This window comes from Deltaproteobacteria bacterium (assembly GCA_016178705.1).
Classification (GTDB): domain Bacteria; phylum Desulfobacterota; class Binatia; order HRBIN30; family JACQVA1; genus JACOST01.
Map to the genome: position 1 here is coordinate 61138 of JACOST010000028.1, position 18986 is coordinate 80123.

Annotated in this window: 15 protein-coding genes; 4 read left to right on the plus strand and 11 right to left on the minus strand. The window is 65.2% G+C overall.

Going from position 1 to position 18986, the window contains the following annotated elements; genetic code table 11:
* Positions 1-148: 148 nt before the first annotated feature.
* From HYR72_17310 to HYR72_17340, 7 genes are all read right to left on the minus strand, one after another.
* On the minus strand, positions 149-1117 hold the full coding sequence (locus tag HYR72_17310; protein MBI1816740.1) for an alpha/beta hydrolase: 969 nt from the start codon (positions 1115-1117) through the stop codon (positions 149-151).
* A 43-nt stretch (positions 1118-1160) separates the two neighbouring features.
* On the minus strand, positions 1161-2582 hold the full coding sequence (locus tag HYR72_17315) for a beta-lactamase family protein (protein MBI1816741.1): 1422 nt from the start codon (positions 2580-2582) through the stop codon (positions 1161-1163).
* A gap of 41 nt (positions 2583-2623) precedes the next feature.
* On the minus strand, positions 2624-3421 hold the full coding sequence (locus HYR72_17320; protein MBI1816742.1) for an alpha/beta hydrolase: 798 nt from the start codon (positions 3419-3421) through the stop codon (positions 2624-2626).
* 17 nt (positions 3422-3438) lie between these two features.
* Positions 3439-4452, minus strand: a complete 1014-nt coding sequence (locus HYR72_17325) for an aldo/keto reductase (GenBank protein ID MBI1816743.1) — start codon at positions 4450-4452, stop codon at positions 3439-3441.
* Between the two features lie 225 nt (positions 4453-4677).
* Positions 4678-5889: a phytanoyl-CoA dioxygenase family protein gene (locus HYR72_17330; protein MBI1816744.1), complete on the minus strand. Its 1212-nt coding sequence runs from the start codon at positions 5887-5889 to the stop codon at positions 4678-4680.
* Between the two features lie 122 nt (positions 5890-6011).
* Positions 6012-7985 carry a S9 family peptidase gene (locus HYR72_17335; protein ID MBI1816745.1) on the minus strand — a complete coding sequence of 658 codons (1974 nt, stop codon included), beginning with the start codon at positions 7983-7985 and terminating at the stop codon, positions 6012-6014.
* Between the two features lie 193 nt (positions 7986-8178).
* Complete coding sequence (locus HYR72_17340; protein MBI1816746.1) at positions 8179-9636, minus strand: amidase; 1458 nt, start codon at positions 9634-9636, stop codon at positions 8179-8181.
* Between the two features lie 600 nt (positions 9637-10236).
* Between HYR72_17340 and HYR72_17345 the strand changes: the two genes are divergently transcribed.
* The 4 genes from HYR72_17345 (at position 10237) to HYR72_17360 (ending at position 14480) form a co-directional block, all read left to right on the plus strand.
* On the plus strand, positions 10237-11418 hold the full coding sequence (locus HYR72_17345) for an acyl-CoA dehydrogenase family protein (protein MBI1816747.1): 1182 nt from the start codon (positions 10237-10239) through the stop codon (positions 11416-11418).
* 105 nt (positions 11419-11523) lie between these two features.
* Complete coding sequence (locus HYR72_17350) at positions 11524-12645, plus strand: acyl-CoA dehydrogenase family protein (GenBank protein MBI1816748.1); 1122 nt, start codon at positions 11524-11526, stop codon at positions 12643-12645.
* A gap of 31 nt (positions 12646-12676) precedes the next feature.
* Positions 12677-13579: an SDR family NAD(P)-dependent oxidoreductase gene (locus tag HYR72_17355; protein ID MBI1816749.1), complete on the plus strand. Its 903-nt coding sequence runs from the start codon at positions 12677-12679 to the stop codon at positions 13577-13579.
* Between the two features lie 148 nt (positions 13580-13727).
* On the plus strand, positions 13728-14480 hold the full coding sequence (locus HYR72_17360) for an NAD-dependent deacylase (GenBank protein MBI1816750.1): 753 nt from the start codon (positions 13728-13730) through the stop codon (positions 14478-14480).
* Positions 14481-14591: 111 nt separating this feature from the next.
* Here the strand turns inward: HYR72_17360 and HYR72_17365 are convergent, their stop codons facing one another.
* The 4 genes from HYR72_17365 to HYR72_17380 form a co-directional block, all read right to left on the minus strand.
* Entirely contained in the window at positions 14592-16049 is a 1458-nt protein-coding gene (locus tag HYR72_17365) for a DUF1298 domain-containing protein (GenBank protein ID MBI1816751.1), read from the minus strand.
* Between the two features lie 54 nt (positions 16050-16103).
* Positions 16104-16475, minus strand: a complete 372-nt coding sequence (locus HYR72_17370) for an SHOCT domain-containing protein (protein ID MBI1816752.1) — start codon at positions 16473-16475, stop codon at positions 16104-16106.
* 203 nt (positions 16476-16678) lie between these two features.
* Positions 16679-17779: a Zn-dependent alcohol dehydrogenase gene (locus HYR72_17375; protein MBI1816753.1), complete on the minus strand. Its 1101-nt coding sequence runs from the start codon at positions 17777-17779 to the stop codon at positions 16679-16681.
* Positions 17780-17784: 5 nt separating this feature from the next.
* Complete coding sequence (locus HYR72_17380) at positions 17785-18858, minus strand: amidohydrolase family protein (GenBank protein ID MBI1816754.1); 1074 nt, start codon at positions 18856-18858, stop codon at positions 17785-17787.
* Between the last annotated feature and the right edge of the window lie 128 nt (positions 18859-18986).

Consider the following 18986-nt stretch of genomic DNA (forward strand, 5'->3'; position numbering starts at 1 on the left):
CCTGTGCGAACGCCGATGGGGCGAAGCGCGAAACCGCTGTGCATTCACTACCGCTCGAAGACGCGCCGACATTCACGCCGGCCCTTTTGCCCCAAATTGCGGCGAAAGGATAGATCCCCGAAGCGGGTATTCCAACCGGGGGCGAAGCTCAACGCAGACTCGCCAGGAACTCGAGTAGCAGCGCGTTGACTTCGGCGGGACGCTCTTGGTGAATCCAGTGACCGGCACCGGGCAGCAGAACTTTCCGGTACAGCCGCGGCGCGGTTGTCTCCATCGCAGCGATGGCGGCGCCGAAGATCGCGACCACCGCGTCGCTCTCACCGCCGATGAACAGCGTCGGCTGTGGCAACGTGGCGCCAGCCAGGAATGACGTGCATTCCCACCCGCGATCGATGTTGCGATACCAGTTGAGTCCGCCGCGGAAGCCGGTGCGCTCGAACTCGTGCGCGAGGACGTCGAGATCCGCTTCGCTCACCCACGGCGGCAAGCTGTCGGGTAGCGAGAGGGTATCGAGAAAGCCCTCCGACCGAGTGAGGAACGGGCGCGCGCGTTGCTCCGGTGGCGGGTCACCGGAGAGCGAGTACAACATCATCAACAGCGTCTTGCGCGGGTCGGCGTTGAGTTCGGCGTCGGCGATGCCGGGGGTCTGAAAGTATTCCTGATAGAAGATCTGCTCGCCGGCGAGCAGTCGCATCAACTTGGTGGGTTGTATGTCTTGCCACGAGCGCTGGAGAAACGGCACGCTGAGCAGCGCGACGGCGTGGAACAGGTCCGGCCGCAACAAGGCGCAGCGATACGCGACCGGCGAGCCGAAGTCATGTCCGACGATGATCGCGCGCGTTTCCCCCAACGCCTGCACCAGGCCGACGATGTCGCCGCACAGTTGGAACATCTCGTACGCGGCGATCGGTTCGGGACAATCGGTTTGTCCGAAGCCTCGTTGATCCGCCGCCACCGCATGGAATCCGGCGGCGGCCAGTGCCGACAACTGATGCCGCCACGAATACCAGCACTCGGGGAATCCATGACAGAGAACGACCAATGGCCCCGCGCCCTGCTCGGCGATGTGCATGCGGATGCCGTTGGTCTCAACGAAACGATGGGTCAGTGCAGTCATGGCGATAGCGGCGAGAGGAGAGTGAGCCGAGTCTTCCGGTTCCTCACACCCACGGTTCGACAGAGTCGGTCCGCACCATGTGCACCAAGTTGTCGCAGCGCAGGCCGTTGACGCGTCCGCGTTGGTCGCGCGTCAGCAGCAAGTACGCGGGCTCGTCGCCGGGCTTGTCGATCAGCATGAAGGCCACATCGGTGGGATCGGCCGGACGGAGGCGGGCCCCGTCCTTCCATGTGCCCCGCCGCGAGTGCAGCACCAGACCCTGGCTGTCGGCGGAGATTTGGATGCGACCAATGCTCGAACTGACGCGGAAGCTCGTCAGCTTGCCCGGCGGCGCCTCATACACACCCGACGCACTCGCCCGCAGATCCGCATCGAGCGGCTGATTCGGTGGCGCTGCCTGCGGTTCGTTCAGCACCGCACGAACGATCGGTGTGAAGACCCGATCGGAGTCGTACAGAAAAACGTTCATGTGAATGATGATGGCCAGGCCGCGTTCGGCGACGACCAGCAGGTCGGTATTCCACCCGCCAAAGGTCTTGCCGCCGTGACCGAATGCCCGTGGTCGCGCGGAACGCGCAAACGCAAGCCCGGCGCTGTTCAGCCGCGCGTCGGGGCACCACTGCGGCGCCACCATCGCGGCGAACGCGGCAGGGCGTACGATACCGGCGCCATTGTTCAACAGCACCGCGGCATAGCGCGCCATGTCGGGAATCGTCGACTGCACGGCGCCGGCTGCCATCATCGGGCTCTCCGGCTCCCAGTGGTACTCGCCACGGATGTTGTGGCCATCGGCTGTCTCTTCGTGCGGCGGAGTGCGGCCGACGCGCTGGAACAAATCGGCCATCTCGGGCGGCAGCGGCCGATGATAGCCGGTCGCGAGTCGTGGATGAGATCGTTCGTGGCATTGAGTGTCGCGCATACCGAGCGGCGCGAAGATGCGCCGTCTCAGGATTTCGTGCAACGATGCCTTTTCCATGCGCATGAGAATCTCACCCAGCAGCGCGAAGCCGTGATTCGCGTAGGCCCATCTCGTTCCCGGCGCGGCCTCCACCACGATGCCATCCGCATAGGTCGCGGCAAAGTCGTGCGCGCGCGCCGAAGCCTGGCGGTGCGGATCCACGGAATCGGCCAACGCCGCGAGGCTCGGCGCTTCGCCGATGCCCGAGGTGTGAGTGAGCAAATGGCGAATCGCCATCGATTCCGCCGGGCCGTGGAAGACGACGTCCGTAAGCAACTCGGCAACACGGCTATCGAGCGACAAGCGCCCTTCATCGACCAGCGCCATCGTGCACAGGCCGACCATCGTCTTGGTCACCGAACCGATGCACTGACCGTGATCGGGCCGCATGGGTTGCTGGTGCTCGATGTCGGCAAAGCCGAAACCCTCACTGTACACGAGCGTCTCCCCCGCAACCACACCGACCGCGATGCCAGGCAGATGGAACTGGGCGACGGCGGCAGCCACTGCGGCGCGAGTCCGTTCGCAGTCGCTGGATGTGAACGAAATCACCGCTGACCTCGCGCCGACAGGAAGTTGTCGACGATCTCGTTGAAGCGTTGCGGGCGCTCGAAGTACACCGAGTGTCCCGCTTGCGGTACCGACTCGATGCGCGCGTTCGTGAAGTGTCCTGCCGCCAGTTCGAGCGCGCGCGGCGGGATGACGATGTCCTCTTCGCCGATGACGAACAGGACGGGGTGCGCGAGCGCTGCGACGGTGCCGGGTGTCACGGTGCCGGCGGCGCGGATGATCTCGCCCATTTCGGCCAGCGTGCGCGCCGGGTTGAGCTCGCTGATCTGCTGGTAGAGAAAGTGCAGTGCCGGTTGCTCGCGATACATGCGGGCGCCCGCGGCGGGATGCACGCCTTCGGGAAGCGTTACGGCGTTGGTTTCCTTGCTGCTCCAGGCCGCGCCGATCTCGGGGGTGAGAAGACCGCCCGGGGTGTCGCACAACACCAGGCGGTCAACTCGCTCCGGATGTCGAATCGTGAATCCCAGACACGTCCACCCGCCCATCGACTGCGCGACGAGATGGACGCGCGCCAGTCCGAGGTGATCGAGCAGGGCGCGCAAATCGTCGACGAACGCGGCGCCACTGCTGCCGCCGGGCTTCTCGATCGATTGTCCGAATCCGCGATGGTCGAAGGTGATGCATGTGAAGCGATCGCGGAAGTTCGGCACTTGCTGCCACCACGAGAGATGGTTGCCGCCCATCCCGTGCGCGAACACGATCGCCGGCGCCGCGCCCGGCGGCGGGCCGTGCACTTCGTAGTAGAGATCGATATCACCGGTCGCGGCGAACGGCATATGCGCGCGCCTGCGGGCTACGTCCGAGTGCCTGGCTCGACCAGCGCGTCGATGCGCGCGCAGTGTTCGTCGGGAATGCGCACGTTGAGTGCGGCGAGTCCGTCGTCGAGATGGCGCATGAGCCGCGGGCCGATGATCGCCGCGGTCACCGCTGGGTGGCGCAAGGTCCACGCTGTCGCGTACGCCGCCAGCGACGCGTCGACTTGCTTCGCCATGCCGACCAGTTCCTCGATTACTTCGAGCCGGCGCTGGCCGCGCGCGTTGGTGAGATCGAAGTTGTCGCGCACGAACATGCCGAACTCGGTCTCATTCGTCGCGCGCGAATCCGGCGGTGGCGGCTGTCCCTTGCGGTAGCGGCCTGCCAGCCATCCCCCTTCGAGCGGGCTCCACACGATCGCGCCGAAACCGAACTTTTCGCACACCGGGAAAATGTCGCGCTCCACTTCGCGCGAGAAGATCGAGTACGGCGGCTGCGTCGAGATGAAGCGCTCGAAGCTGTGCCGTTCGCTCAGCCACAGCGACTCGACCATACGCCAGGCGCTGAACTGGATGTCGGCGGGATCGGCGGCGTGCCCGGTCGAGACGCCGATGTAACGGAGCTTGCCCTGGCGGATCAGATCGGTGAGCGCGCTCAGCGTTTCTTCGATCGGCGTGTCGCGATCGTTGCGATGGAGTTGGTAGAGATCGATCCAGTCGGTGCCGAGCCGTCGCAAACTCTCCTCGACTTGCAGCATGATGTGCCGGCGCGAGGTGCCGCGATCGAGGATGCCGCCCATGCCGGGCATGAACACCTTGGTGGCGAGCACGACCGCATCGCGTCGTCCGCGCAGCGCTTTGCCGACAATCTCCTCCGACTCACCCCAGCAGTAGCGGTTCGCCGTGTCGATGAAATTGATGCCTTCATCGAGCGCGCGATGGACGATGCGCGCGCAGTCGTCGTGATCCGTATTACCCCAGCGCCCGAACATCATCGTGCCCAGGCAGAGCCGCGAGACCTTGAGTCCAGTGTGACCGAGTCGATGATAGTCCATGGCGACGGCTTGTACTCCAGATGGAGAGTGGAACTCAACGCGCTGGTCGCGTGCCCGCCGGCTGGGTCTTGCGCAAGACGGCCCTCGATACGATCGCTTCGCGATCTACTCGGGCAAACGGGCATTGGGCAAACACCGCTTCCCCGAGTAGGCGCACCGAGTAGAAGCCGAAGGCTTCGTATCGAGGTGCGGCGTATCGAGGGGCACCCGCAACGAGGCGCGACACTACATCCGCTTCGCCACCGTCTCCAGGTGCTCGATCTGGCCGTCGGCGCGCTGATGGAGAACGTCGTTGTAGCTGCTCTCGCCGCGGTGATGGCGGGCATCGGGTCGGGCGAAGGAGACTATGGCGCTGATGCGGTAGCCGTCGCGTTGGTCTGCCCTTGGCGGCGGCGCCGAGTGAACGGTATCGCTGAAGTGCAGCGAGACGTCGCCGGGCCGAGCGCGGAAGTGCGCGGCGTACGCTGTGATGTCGCGGCGCGGGTCGTGGGCGTTGAACGCCGCCTGGTGCGACCCCGGCAGCATCGCCAACTCGCCGGTCTGCGGCGTTGCGTCGGTGAGATACACAGAGATCACCAAAGTCGGGCACACGACCGCGTGACCGCCCATCCCACAATCGCGGTGCCACGGCAGATCGCCAAGGCCCTCAGTCACGTCAGGGTTCTTGAAGATCACGGTGACGCCCTGGCCTTCGCCCTTGCGGTAGACGAATGATTCGTCGGCAAGGTCTTTGAGGTTCAACAAGCGCGGGTCTGTCGGCAGTGTTGCTAGCTGAGGCTTGGCAACCCCGCGAGTGACCCGACACAAGACCTCGTTACCTGCGGGGGTCTTTCCCCACCACGACAGCTTGTCGCCCTGACGTGCCTCGCGTTGCAACTGGCGGGCTTCGTCGAGAAATGTCTCCAGTTCTTCAGCGCGAAATACGTCGCGCACGAACAGATAACCCGCGGTGCGGAGGAAGTGCGCCATCTCATCACGGTCCGACGCGGGAGAGAACGTCGCCTGCGGATCGAGGACGCGTCCGCTGCGATCGTGCAGCGCTTGCGTGGTCGGATCATACGGCGGACGACCATTGTAGAGAGCGCGCAATGCCGACTCCCACGCCATCAGGTCGACCGCGTTGCCACGCACGCAGCGGACCCGGCCTGCATACAGCAGTCCGGCGGGCGCTTCCAACTCGTGAACCAATCCCTGCCACGCGTCGAGATCCATCTCGATCACCGTATCCGCGCCGTCATCTCCGCGAGTGACGTCGATGCCGTTCTCTCCAACCCGATAGGTATACGCGGTTCCGGCCGGTACTCGCAGCGCGATGCTGCTGAGACCGGCGGCGGCACGCGCCGCAAATTCCGCGCGCCCCGCGGTGAGGAGCGCCGGGAGCGCTTCGTCGTGGAAGCGGTTGAAGTCGATCGCAGCAAAACCTGCAGGCAGTGCCATCGGCGTGGGGATCCCTTTCACGCCGGCTATAACACAGGCATCGCAAGCGACGAAGGGAAGGAGGGGTCCTGCGTTCGAAATTCCGCAATCCGCATTCCGCAATCCACAATGGGCTGCGGGCGTCAGCCCGCGCTGAGCGTCCAGCGCTCGAGCCACTCGACCAGGCGCCGGTTGTAGTCGAGGCGATGGCTCGGCCGGCCGCTGACGACGAAGGCGTGGCTGCTGCCGGGGTAGCGCACGAACTGCGTGGGAACCTTGCCCGCCAGTTGCAACGCGGCGAAGAACTCTTCGCTCTGACTGATAGGACAGCGATCGTCGGCTTCGCCGTGCAGCAGCAATGTCGGCGTCGTCGCGCGCTCGGCATAGTTCAGCGGCGACAAGCGGCGATAGGTCTCGCGGTCTGTGAAGAAGTTTCCAAAATTCCACTCGTCCACGAACGCGCCGAGATCCTGGGTGCCGGAGGCCGACTCGAGATTCGTCAGTGGCGCTCCGACGACCGCGGCTTTGAAGCGGTCGCTGTGCGTGATCATCCACGCGGTCATATATCCGCCGTAGGAGTAGCCGCACACGGCGAGACGATCGGCATCGACGAGCCCTTCGGCAATGAGCGCATCGATGGCCGCCATCTGCTCGGGGAGATCGTATTGGCCCCAGCGCGCGCGCAAGCTGTGATTGCACGCTCTGCCGTACGATCCCGAGCCGCTCGGGTTGAGCGCGAGCACCGCCCAGCCGCGCGCCGCCAGTGTCAGCCAATACAGGCAACGCGGAAACGAGGCGCCGACGAATCCTTGCGGACCGCCGTGAATGTCGACCAACAGCGGTGCCGGGCGTGCGGCGGTGAGCGGGTGAATCACGAAGCCGTCGATGTCGCCGTGCGGGCCGGCGAAGCGGCGGCGCTCGACGCGCGGCAGCGCGATCTCGCCGAGCAGCGCGTCGTTGACGTGTGTGAGTTGCCGCTCGCCGGAACCGTCGAGCGCGCAGACGCACACGTCGCCGACATTGACGGGCGAGCTGACGACGAACGCGATGCGCCCCGCGGCCGGCCGGATGCTCGGATTCAGCACGTGCCGCTCGCCGTCGAGCACCGTGCGAACGGTGCCGCGCGCAAGATCGCAACTTGCGAGGTGTACGTTGCCAGCGTCGGCAATCGAGAAGAACAGCGCTGTGCCGTCGGCCGACCACACTGGAGGTGGACTAACCAAACTACCCAGGGCCGGAACCTCGCGGTCGAACTCCGCTGTGTGTGGCCGTGCCTTGCCACCGTCCGCTGGCACCGTCCACACCCAACCGAAGAAATCCGCGGCGCCCTCAGAGCCGTAGAACGCGATCGTCTTGCCGTCGGGCGACCACGACGGCAACGACACTGTCGGCGGTTGCTCAGTGATCCGGCGCGCGCCGCCGCCATCGCTGTCGATCGTCCACAAATCGAACGCGTGCGAATCCATCAGACCCGTGCGCGAGGCGGCGAAGGCGATGCGCGCGCCATCCGGCGACCACGCCGGTTGCCAATGCGTGCGATCGTCGCTGGTCAACTGGCTCGGGTCGCCGCCGTTTGCGGCGACGACGAAGAGTTGCAAGCGCGCCTGCAACAGAAACCCGGTGCCGTCGAATTTATAGAGCGCACCATCGACGACTTTGGGGCGATTGCGCCAGCGCTCGAACCCGTCGTGGTCCTTCGGTGGCGGCTCGAGTACAACCGGGGCGGCGAACAGGATTTGCGATCCGTCCGGTGACCACTGCGGCTCGCCGGCGCCCGCCGCTAGTGTCGTCAGCTTGCGCGGCTCACCGCCGTCGCGCGGCATCAGGTAGATTTGCGCTCGGCCGCCGTCGCGATCGGAAAGGAACGCGAGCGTCTGACCATCCGGCGACCAACGCGGCGCGCGATCCGTTTTAGGACCGCGGGTAAACCGCACCGGCTCTGTACCGCCATCGGCGGCGACCAGCCAAATCGACGATCGATACTCGTCCTTGTTTGCGTCGATCTCTCGGAGGACGTACGCAACCAGCTTTCCATCGGGCGAAAGCTGCACGTCATCGATAGTCTGCAGACGCAAGAGATCATCGGTTTCGAAGCCGCGGCGCGATGCGGTCGTCATGCTGCCTCCTGCCGAGCGTTCACTACAAGTGCCCCTCGATACGCAGCCCTTCGATACGACGAATCCGTCATACCGGCGAAAGCCGGTATCCAGGCGGAGCGTGAGGTGCGATCCTGGATTCCGGCTTCCGCCGGAATGACGAGTGGGGTCGCTCCATCCGCGTGGCAAACCTCCTCCACGATTTCCAGCGGCATCAAAACCCCGGCGGGATCTCGAAGCCGCCGATGACGTCCGCGAGGCGGCGCGCAAAGTCGATCGTCGTGCGGTCTTCGAGATACGGGCCGACGATCTGAATTCCAACCGGCAGACCGCTCGCCGTGCGCCCTACCGGCGCTATGGTCGCGGGCAAGTAGGCCATGGCGATCACGCCCGCCCAGGCGATCTGATCGAGGTACGGACGCGGCGCGCCGTTGACCTGTATGCTGCGCGCGGCAATCGGCTCACTGTGGTCGTGGGGAATCGCCGCGGTCGGCGTTATCGGGCACAGCAGCACATCATAGTCTCGGAAAAGTTCCGCCCAGCGCAAGCGCAGATGCTGGCGCGTTTCGTTGCAGGCCAACCAATCGCGGTGGCGTTGCGTGGTGTTGCGCGCGTAGCGCGTCAACCGGCTCTCGTCGTCGGGCGCGAGTTGATTCGCCGTCTCTGTCAACTGTTGGAATCGGTCGGTGGGCACGCCGGGCGATGTCGCCGCGTGCACCAAGCTCAGATAGGTGCGCCGCGCATCGGCGAAGTCGAACCCTGGCCGGGCCCGCTCGTTCACTGTCGCGCCGGCTTTGCGCAACGCATCGACCGTTACTTGGTAGCGTTGCGCCACGGCGCGATCGATGGGACAGGCCGGATCGTCGAGCCACGCGGCAACCTTGTAATCGCGCAGCGCGGCGCGACGTGGTGGCGGAAGGTCGAGCCGCCAAGCGAGGGCACGATCAGCGTCCGGCCCCGCCACTATGTCGAGGGCCAGTGCGAGATCGTCAGCGCTACGCGCGAGCGGGCCGATCACGCCAATGTCGGTTTCCGACAGCGTGCCCGGCGGTCCGGGGATGTGGCCGCGCAGCGGCACGATGCCGTATGTCGGCTTGTGGCCGTAGACGCCGCAGTAGTGTGCCGGGTTGCGGATCGAGCCGCCGATGTCGCTGCCCAGTTCGAGGCCCGTCAACCCCGCGGCCAACGCCGCGGCCGCGCCGCCGGAAGAACCGCCCGGCGCGCGGGTGATGTCCCACGGATTGTTGGTGGTGCCGAAGATCGGGTTGTACGACTGCGCATCCATCGCGAAGGTGGGGACATTGGTCTTGCCAACGACGACGGCTCCCGCGGCGAGGAGTCGAGCAACCGCCGGTGCATCGGCGCTCGGAACATGTTGCGCGAGCACTTCGGCGCCGGCGGTGGTGCGGATGCCGGCGGTTTCGATGGTGTCCTTGATCGTCATCGGTACGCCGTGCAGCGGTCCCCAGGTGTCCCCGCGCGCGAGCGCCGCGTCAGCCTCATCCGCGCGCCGCCGGGCGCGCTCGAGGTCGAGGGTGACAACGGCGTTGATCGCGGGATTGAACCGCTCAATGCGCCGGACGTAATTGTCGAGCAGCTCGCGGCTGCTGATCTCCTTAGCGCGAATGGTGGCGGCGAGTTGGGTCGCCGATCGGAACGCGATGTCGGGCATGATATGAGTCCTCCGTTCGGCGCAGTATGCACGGCGGGGTAGTGTCTTAGTTTGAATTCGGCGAGCGTCGCCACCAGCCCACAAGCCTTCGCAGCACAATTGATGCGGTGCCCCAGACGACTATCCCTATGGTTGCAATGCCGATTGCAGCAACCAGGTAGTCGACCTGTTGCCATGTCATTGGCGCTGCTTCCGTGTGTGCGCAGCCACGGCAGCTTTCACCGCGTCGGCCGCGCTATTGATGGGCGGCGCGCCCAGCACGGCCACGTGGTGTAGCCTGTCATCATCACCTCGACAGCTCCAAGCATGAGCGCACCGCGCTTTTGGGTACCCACGAGTCGCGAACACTTCCACCGTGCCTTGCCAAGCAGGCTCGCCGTTGACCGTCTTGTTCACGGGTATAGACCCGACGTGTTCGCTTTTCAGATCGTGGATCGCTTTCCGTAGGCGCTCAGCATCGTTCATGCCGCTATGTCTACCAGATCGTTCGCGCTGAGGGCACTCGGCAAATTGGGACAGCACCGACAGCGGTGGGTCACTCGACAACACGCTGGCGGTGCGCTTAATAGAACGGTCGCGTTTGGTCTTGAGGAGGTTCCGATGAAGTTGTCCTACAGTCCGCAGCACGAAGCACTGCGCCAGGAGCTGCGGCAGTACTACAAGAAGTTGCTCACGCCCGAGATCACGGAAGAGATCGGCCGCAGCGAAGGCGTCGGGCCGGGGCCGCGCAAGGTCGTTCGCCAGATGGGCGCCGACGGCTGGCTCGGTATCGGCTGGCCGAAGGAATACGGCGGCCGCGGCATGACGCCGATCGAGCAGTTCATCTTCTTCGACGAGTCGATGCGCGCCGGCGCCCCGGTGCCGATGCTGACGGTGAACTCGGTGGCGCCGACGATCATGCAGTTCGGATCGGACGAGCAAAAGAAATTTTACCTACCGAAGATTCTGAAGGGCGAAATCCATTTTGCCATCGGCTACACCGAGCCCGATGCCGGCACCGACCTCGCCTCGCTGAAGACCCGCGCGGTGCGCGACGGCGATCATTGGGTCATCAACGGCCAGAAGGTGTTCACCAGCTTGGCGACCGACGCCGACTACATCTGGCTGGCCGTGCGCACGGATCCCGACGCCCCCAAGCACAAGGGCATCTCGATGATCATCGTGCCCCGCGAAACGCCGGGCGTCCGCATCGTGCCGCTCAAGAACATGGGCAACATGAACACCAACCAGACCTTCTACGACGACGTCCGCGTGCCGGTGGGCAATCTGGTCGGCAAGCTCAACGGCGGCTGGAAGTTGATCACCAACCAGCTCAATCACGAGCGGGTCACGCTGTGCAGCTCGGGGATGATCGAGGGGCGCGTCGAAGAGTGCGTCACCTGGGCGAAGGAAACCACGCTCGCCGACGGCCGCCGCGTGATCGATCAAGAATGGGTGCAGATCAATCTCGCGCGCATTCATGCGCGGCTCGATTTCTTGCGGCTGATGAACTTCAAGGTGGCATGGGGCGCGGAGCAAGGGCAGCCGCTCAACCCGGCGCACGCGTCGAGCATCAAAGTGTTCGGCACGGAGTTCTACCTCGAAGCCTGCCGCCTGATGCAGGAGATCCTCGGGCCGACGGCGACGTTGCGGCCGGGATCGCCGGCGGCGGCGCTCAACGGCCGCGTCGGCCAGTTCGTGCGCTCGATCCACATTCTGACCTTCGGCGGCGGCACCAACGAGATGCAGCGCGACCTGATCTGCCTCTTCGGCCTCGGCATGCCGGTGATGCCAAGATTCTAGTAGTAGGCAGTAGGCAGAGGGCAGTAGGCAGTTGTTCGGAGCCGGCCTCTTGAACTGCCTACTGCCTACTGCCCTCTGCCTACTATGCACTGCGAGGTATGAACCATGGACTTCTCTTTGACCGATGATCAACGCGCGCTGAGCAACTTGGCGGCTCAGATACTCACCGATCGCTGCACGCTTGAACGGTTGAAAGCGATCGAAGCGAGCGATGAGCGTTACGACCGCGAGCTGTGGGGCGAGTTGGCCAAGGCCGGGCTGCTCGGCGCGGCGCTGCCCGAAAGCGTGGGTGGCAGCGACGGCGGATTCTTTGCCGCTTGCCTGCTGCTCGAACAACAGGGCAAGCGCGTGGCCATGCTGCCGGTGCTCTCGACCATCGTATCAGCGGCGCTGCCGCTGGCGTGTTTCGGCTCGAAGGAACAGCAGCAGAGTTACCTGCCCGGCGTCGTTGCCGGCACCACACTGCTGAGCGCCGCATTGAGTGAACTCAACAGCGACAGCCGGTCGCCGGTTGCGACGGCGACGCCCGAGGGCAAGAACTGGCGCCTCAGCGGTGTGAAGGTCGCCGTGCCGATGGCGCACTCGGCCGCCGCGGTTCTGGTGCCGGCGCGGACAGCCGGCGGCGACATCGGCGTGTTTCTCGTCGACCCTAAAGCTCCCGGTGTGACCCTGGCGCGGCAGGAGACGATGAATTGGGAAGCGCACTTCCGTATGGACCTCTCGAACGTGACCGTTGGCGCGGACAGTGTGCTCGGTTCGATCGCCAAGGGTGCGGAGATTCTCGGCTGGATCGTTGATCGCACGACGGTTGGCGTCTGCGCGCTGGCGGCGGGCGCGTGTCAGGAGGCGGTGCGCTTGACCGCCGAGTACGCCTCGAATCGTAAACAGTTCGACAAACCGATCGCGATGTTTCAGGCAGTGGGTCAGCGCATGGCGGACTCGTTCATCGACAACGAAGCGGTCACCCTCACCATGTGGCAAGCCGCGAGCCGTCTCGCCGACGAGATGCCGTCGGACAAAGAAATTGCCAGCGCGAAGTATTGGGCGGCAGAAGGCGGCAGCCGCATTGGCCACGCCGGCCTGCACATCCACGGCGGCATCAGCATCGACATCGACTATCCGATCCACCGCTACTTTCTGTGGATCAAGCAAGCCGAGTACACGCTCGGTGCCGCCACGCCGCAGCTCGTCCGCTTGGGCGCGCTGATCGCCGCCGAGCCGGCGTGAGTCAGCACAACGAAACGTAAAGGAGATGGCGATGAGTAGACTGTGCGAAGGACGCGTGGCGATCATTACCGGAGCAGGGCGCGGGATCGGGCGCGAGCATGCACTGATGTTGGCGACACACGGCGCGAAGGTCGTGGTTAACGATCTCGGCGGTTCGCGCGACGGCATCGGTGCCTCACTCGGACCGGCTGACGAAGTGGTGAATGAAATCAAAGCCGCGGGCGGCGAGGCCGTCGCCAACGGCGACGACATCAGCGATTGGGGCGGCGCCGAACGCTTGATCCAGCAGGCGGTGACTTCGTTCGGACGACTCGATGTGTTGGTGAACAACGCCGGCATTCTTCGCGATCGCATGCTGGTCAACATGACCGAGGCCGAGTGGGACGCGGTCATCAAAGTGCACCTCAACGGAACGTTCGCGCCGGCGCACTTCGCCGCCGCGTATTGGCGCGATCAAGCGAAGGCCGGCAAACCGGTCGACGCGCGGCTGATCAATACGACATCTGTCTCCGGCATCTACGGCAACGCGGGCCAGACCAACTACGGTGCAGCGAAGGCGGGCATCGCCGCGTTCACCATCATCGCGGCGCGCGAGCTGCGTCGCTACGGCATCACGGTCAATGCGGTCGCGCCCGGCGCGCTTACGCGGATGACCGAAGATCTCGGTATGGGTCGCGCTACCGAAGCGGATCAGGCCGCGATGCATCCGCGCTGGATTGCGCCGATCGTCACCTGGCTCGCCAGCGCCGAGTCGTCGGGCGTCACCGGCCGCGTCTTCGAAGCCACCGGCCGCGTGCTCGCGATTGCCGAAGGTTGGCATCGCGGCCCGGTCGCGAAGCCGATTGAAGACCCGACTAAAATAGGCCCGGTGGTGGCCGAGTTGCTGCACACCGCCCGCAAAAACGCGGGTATGGATGGGAAGGATCTCGATTGATGTCCTCCCCTGTAGGGGCGACGCATGCGTCGCCCGCGCACTGACGTGTCCACATGCCGAGAAGACGGAGGGCGATGCATGCATCGCCCCTACGCTTCAGAAAAGATCGCAAGTCAATGAGGTTTGCGAGGCACTGGTCTAGCCATCGATGAACGCCGATCTCATCCGCACGGTGCGCGCATGGATTGAAGCGGCGCGCTACGTCACGGTGCTGACCGGTGCCGGGATCTCCACTGAATCGGGGATTCCGGACTTCCGCGGGCCGCAGGGCGTGTGGACCAAGAATCCCGAGGCCGAGAAGATGGCCACGCTGCAGCACTACATGGCGAACCCGGAGGTTCGCAAACGTGCGTGGCAGAGCCGCATCGCAACTTTCGGCCGCGCGGTCGAGCCCAACGCCGGGCACCGGGCGCTGGTGGCGCTCGAACAGCGCGGCAAGCTGCAGACGCTGATCACGCAGAACGTTGACGGTCTGCATCAAGCGGCGGGTAGTTCGCCGGAGATCATGGTCGAGATTCACGGCACGGTGCGTGAGGTCGTGTGCATGGACTGCGGCGAACGTGCGCCTATGGAACGCGCGCTAGCGCGCGTGCAGCGCGGCGAAGACGATCCGCCGTGCCGCAGTTGCGGCGGCATTCTGAAATCGGCGACGATCTCGTTTGGGCAAGGTTTGGTACAAGACGATCTCGTGCGCGCCGAGCTGGCCGCGCAACAATGCGATCTGCTGCTGGCGATCGGCACGACGTTGGGCGTCTATCCCATCGCCGGAGTCGTGCCGGTTGCCAAAGACAGCGGCGCGCGCGTTGTCATCATCAACGCGGAACCGACCGCGATGGATAACATCGCCGACGCCGTGATTCGCGGGCAGATTGGAAGCATCCTGCCGCAACTGATCGAGTGAACGTCGGAGTTCTTGTAGGGGCGCTGCTTGCTGCGCCCCCTGCCGGGCCGGGCAAGCGCGGCCCCTACGACCCCACCCCTGCGGGGATTCTCAAACAAGCGCGCCGGAACCTTAACCGACGCCGAGGATCTCGTCGAAGCCCGCGCGCAGGTCGGTCATCAGCCGGTCGGCATCGGGCACCGCGGCGGGATCGATACGGACGCCGACCTGAGCGGTGCCGTTGTAGCTGAACAGAGTGATGTTGACCGATGCCCCGGCGGGCGGGCCGAAGGGAAACATGCGCTCGATGCGTGCCCCGCTCATGTAAACGGGGAACGGCGGACCAGGCACGTTGCTGGTGACGAAGTCGACAGCCTTCATCATCCCGCCGGTGATCCGCGTCGCCGCGGCCTCGCCCAACAGATTGATCGCCACGGTGATCTCCTCGATCCAGCCGAGCGCCGGTTCGTTGCGTTGCCCACGCACCAGTGCGCCGATGGCTTGTACGCGCTTGCGCGGGTCGCCGATGTCCATCGGTACGGAGAAGCGCGCCGGCACGAACTGGTTACCGGCGACGGTGCCGTGGTCGTCTTTCCCCCTGATATTGATCGGCATGCTCATACGCAACGCTGCGATCTTGCGGCGCCGGGTTCGATGATGGCGCGACAGACCGCCGGCAACGGCGGCGACGAACGCGTCGTTGAGCGTTCCACCAGCGGCCTGCGCACCGCGCTTCAGCGCGTCGAGAGGAACCTCCAGTACTTCGAAACGCACGCCGAGCGAGCGCGCGCGCCACAGCGGACTCAGCGGCTCGGACACCGGCCGCAGCAACTGCGACACCGATTCGAGCGTCTCGACCATTTCGCCGGCGCCGGAGATCGGGTGGCCGGCCAAATGCGTGATGCCGCGGCCAAGCGCCGCCGCACCTCGGCGCGCGCGCTCCAAGCTCACGCCGAGACGATGGCGCATCGCCTCGCCGAGGTGCGCGATCTCGCCGGGCGGCTCCGCGGTCCATTGAGCAGGAGTTACCGCGCGCTTCGATCGCGCCGATGAGGCCGCCGCGGAGTGCGCGTCGCGCGAGCGTTCGACGAGCCCCTCGGTCATCCGCACCATGCCGACGCCGTCGGTCATCGCGTGGTGGATCTTGAGAATCACACCGAAACGTCCGGCTTCGAGACCCTCGGCCGCGTACAGTTCCCACAACGGCCGGTCCTTGTCGAAGGCTTGCATGGCAATCGGTGCCGCCATGTCGAGCAGATCGCGGATGGTGCCGTCGCCCGGCACTCGAACGCGGCGGACGTGATAAGCGAGATCGAAGTATGGATCGCGCTCCCAGCGCGGCGGTGCGACGCCGAGCGGGTCTTCGATCACGCGTTGGCGCAGTCGCGGCACGTGGTCCAAGGTCCGTTCGAGCGTGGCGGCGAAGCCGGTTTGGTTCGGCGCGCGATCCAACACCCACACACTCAGCACCGTCGAGCGCAGCAACGGGTCGCGTTCGATGTGCCACATCAGCGCGTCGCTGCCGTTCATCCAATCGTCGTAGATGACGCGGCGGCGCGTAGGCTTGTGCGGAACGGATGGCTTCCTCATACCGAGTCCCTCGTCGACGGTGGACGACTAGCTCCGACGCTCAAGGCGGGCAACTTACGGACCCTTGAGTGCCGCCGCTCTGGCTTGGCGATATTCTTCGTCAGAAATCACGCCCCGGTCGTGCAATGACTTCAACTCGTTGAGACGGGCCTCAAGCGCCGTGGACGCGGCGTGCGCTGTAGCACCAACGGGTTGTAGCGTAATCTCCACCGGTTCCCGGAACGTCTTGACTCCGCGAAACGCGCGAAGGATTCCAACGGTAAACACGTATCCGACAATTCGGCCGGCCGACACGCGCTCTTTGAGTTCGCCTTCCGCAGGGACGTATCCGTCCGCTTCGACGCGATAGTGGAAGGTCGACCTCTCCAACGACTTAGTGGGGGTGGTGAACAATACCGGACTGGTACCAATGGCCACGTCGTTGATTCGGACCAACGCCCCCGGTGGTGACGTACGCACGACGACACTCTCCGTGCAGGCAGCGAGCAACACCGTGGCCAAAGTCGCAAACCATAGAGGACCAACGCCGCGCATTCGTCTCCCCCTTCTCTTGTGCGGGGAGAACTATCACGGCCATTCAAGTCGCGACAAGCAAACCGCGAAAACGTCCTGAGCGCGACAATCGCGCACTACACACCGAGCGACAGCACCGTACGTATCCCGCGACCGGCCTTCAGGTCATCCATCGCGATGTTGATGTCGGCGAGTGGGCGGCGGGCTGTTATCAGGGCTTCGAGATCGAGTCGGCCGGTCTGCCAGAGTGCGACCAGTCGCGGAATCTCGCGCAGCGAATTCGAGCTGCCGAGCGCGCAGCCGACCAGTTTCTTTTCGCTGACGACGAACAGCGCCGGCATCGCGATGGTGACGGCGTCGTCGATCGGCGGCGCGCCAACGCAAACGGTCGTGCCGCCAGCGCGTGTGGCGGCTAGTCCGGCTTGAATCAAGGCGCCGCGACCGACCGCGTCGAAGGCGTAGTCGACGCCGACTACGGTGAGCTGCATCGTGCGCGTCATCACGTCTTCCGCCTTCGGATCGATCAGGTCGGTGGCGCCGAAACGAACCGCCGTTGCGCGTCGCTCGGCTACCGGATCGGAGGCGATGATGCGCGCCGCGCCCGCCAGCCGCGCGCCTTGCACGATCGAGAGGCCAATGCCACCGAGTCCCATGACCAGCACCGTGGCGCCTTCTTCGACGCGCGCCGTGTTGAGCACCGCGCCGACTCCCGTCTGCACGGCGCAGCCGATGACGCAGGCGACATCGAGCGGCACCTCGGCGGGAATTTTCACCGCGCCGGTGGCTTGTGTGACGACATACTCGGCAAAGGCGCCCAGGCCGACGCCGCGGTAGACCGTCTCGCCGTCGAGCGCGAGACCGGTCGAGCCATCGGGGAACGTGTTGGTCTGAATCGCGCTCGCGTTGACGCACACCGTCGGTTCGCCGCGCACGCACCAGTAACACGTCCCGCACGGCGGACACGGAGTGAGGACCACGTGATCGCCGACGCGGAGGTCGACGACACCGGGACCAACCGCATCGACCTCGCCCGCAGCTTCGTGCCCGAGCACGATCGGCAACGGGCTTGGGAACGTGCCGTCGACGATGCTGAGATCGGAATGGCACACGCCGCAGTGGCGGACGCGCACGCGCACCTGGCCGACACCGGGATCACCGATGGTGATGTCGCGCACGCGCAGCGGCTGGCCGGGCGCTTCGAGCAGAGCCGCCTTCATCGCGCTCACGCGGCGAGGCCGTAGAAGCAGCGAGCGTTGGCGCCGGCGATTTTAGCGCGCACTGTTTCACTGAGGTCGCGGCGCTCGCGTAGTGACTTGGTGCTGTTGGGCCAGGCGCCGTCCCAGTGCGGATAGTCGCTGGCGTACATGATGAAGTCGGGACCGAGGATGTCGGCGACGGCCGGGAGAATCGGCTCCTCCGGTTCGCAGCTCACCCAGACGTTGCCGCGTTCGATGTACTCGCGCGGCTCGCGGCGCCAGCCGTTCGGAATCCAGTCGGCGCGTTTTTCGTAGTGCTCGTGCAAGCGGTCGATGAAGTACGGCACCCAGCCGACACCGGCTTCGAGAAACGCGACCCGCAGCTTCGGGTGACGATCGAACACGCCGCCGGAGATCAGCGCCGTCATCGCCGTCATCTGATCGAACGGAAAACTCACGCAGTGGACTTGGATGTAGTTGTCGAAGCGGTCGACGCCGATCTTCGGCAGATGGATGCCGGGGGCGCCGTGCACGCCGAGCGGCATGTCGCAATCGACAGCGGCGGCGTAGAGCGGATTGAGGTCGGGGTGATCGAGGTTGCGCGTCTTGAGCGCCGGCGGAATCATCGCGCAGACCAGGCCGAGCTTCTTCGCTTGGTGCAGAATGCGAACCGCGTCGTCGACGTACTCCGCCGGCAGCACGGCCACGCCGTAGAAGCGTCCGTTGCCGCGCCGGCACCAATCCGCGATCCATTCGTTGTAGAGCTCCGCGAATCCGCTGGCGATGGCGGGCGACTCGATGCTGGGCGCGCGCAGGCCGAAGCTCGGAAAGAACACCATGCGGTCGATGCCGTCACGATCGGCATCGGCGAGCGTGCCTTCGGGCGTGAACGGGTTGATGCCCTCGGCCTTGCTGAGGCCGTGCTCGGGTGGACAGCCGGCGCCTGGTCCCTTGTCTTCAGGGTAGCGGCGGCCCTCGGTGCGAATCTCCGGGATCACTCCTTGATGCAGCGTGAACGAGTCCGGCCACCGCCGCAGACATTCGCGGCCTAGCTCGACCTCGACCACGTGCGCATCGGCATCGACGAATTCAACGCTCATGCTCTCTGTCCTCCGTCGCAGGTGTGCGATGGCTGCGAGTAACAACCCCGATGAGCGAGCGCAACTGGCGGATGTGTGGTTGGCTTCGAGGTACGCCGAGAATTGTCATCCTGAGCCCAGCGAAGGAT

Coding starts and splice junctions, on each gene's coding strand:
- HYR72_17310 (MBI1816740.1), bottom strand. CDS start 1,117: ATGACTGCACTGACCCATCGTTTCGTTGAGACCAACGGCATCCGCATG.
- HYR72_17320 (MBI1816742.1), bottom strand. CDS start 3,421: ATGCCGTTCGCCGCGACCGGTGATATCGATCTCTACTACGAAGTGCAC.
- HYR72_17325 (MBI1816743.1), bottom strand. CDS start 4,452: ATGGACTATCATCGACTCGGTCACACTGGACTCAAGGTCTCGCGGCTC.
- HYR72_17330 (MBI1816744.1), bottom strand. CDS start 5,889: ATGGCACTGCCTGCAGGTTTTGCTGCGATCGACTTCAACCGCTTCCAC.
- HYR72_17335 (MBI1816745.1), bottom strand. CDS start 7,985: ATGACGACCGCATCGCGCCGCGGCTTCGAAACCGATGATCTCTTGCGT.
- HYR72_17340 (MBI1816746.1), bottom strand. CDS start 9,636: ATGCCCGACATCGCGTTCCGATCGGCGACCCAACTCGCCGCCACCATT.
- HYR72_17345 (MBI1816747.1), top strand. CDS start 10,237: ATGAAGTTGTCCTACAGTCCGCAGCACGAAGCACTGCGCCAGGAGCTG.
- HYR72_17350 (MBI1816748.1), top strand. CDS start 11,524: ATGGACTTCTCTTTGACCGATGATCAACGCGCGCTGAGCAACTTGGCG.
- HYR72_17355 (MBI1816749.1), top strand. CDS start 12,677: ATGAGTAGACTGTGCGAAGGACGCGTGGCGATCATTACCGGAGCAGGG.
- HYR72_17360 (MBI1816750.1), top strand. CDS start 13,728: ATGAACGCCGATCTCATCCGCACGGTGCGCGCATGGATTGAAGCGGCG.
- HYR72_17365 (MBI1816751.1), bottom strand. CDS start 16,049: ATGAGGAAGCCATCCGTTCCGCACAAGCCTACGCGCCGCCGCGTCATC.
- HYR72_17375 (MBI1816753.1), bottom strand. CDS start 17,779: ATGAAGGCGGCTCTGCTCGAAGCGCCCGGCCAGCCGCTGCGCGTGCGC.
- HYR72_17380 (MBI1816754.1), bottom strand. CDS start 18,858: ATGAGCGTTGAATTCGTCGATGCCGATGCGCACGTGGTCGAGGTCGAG.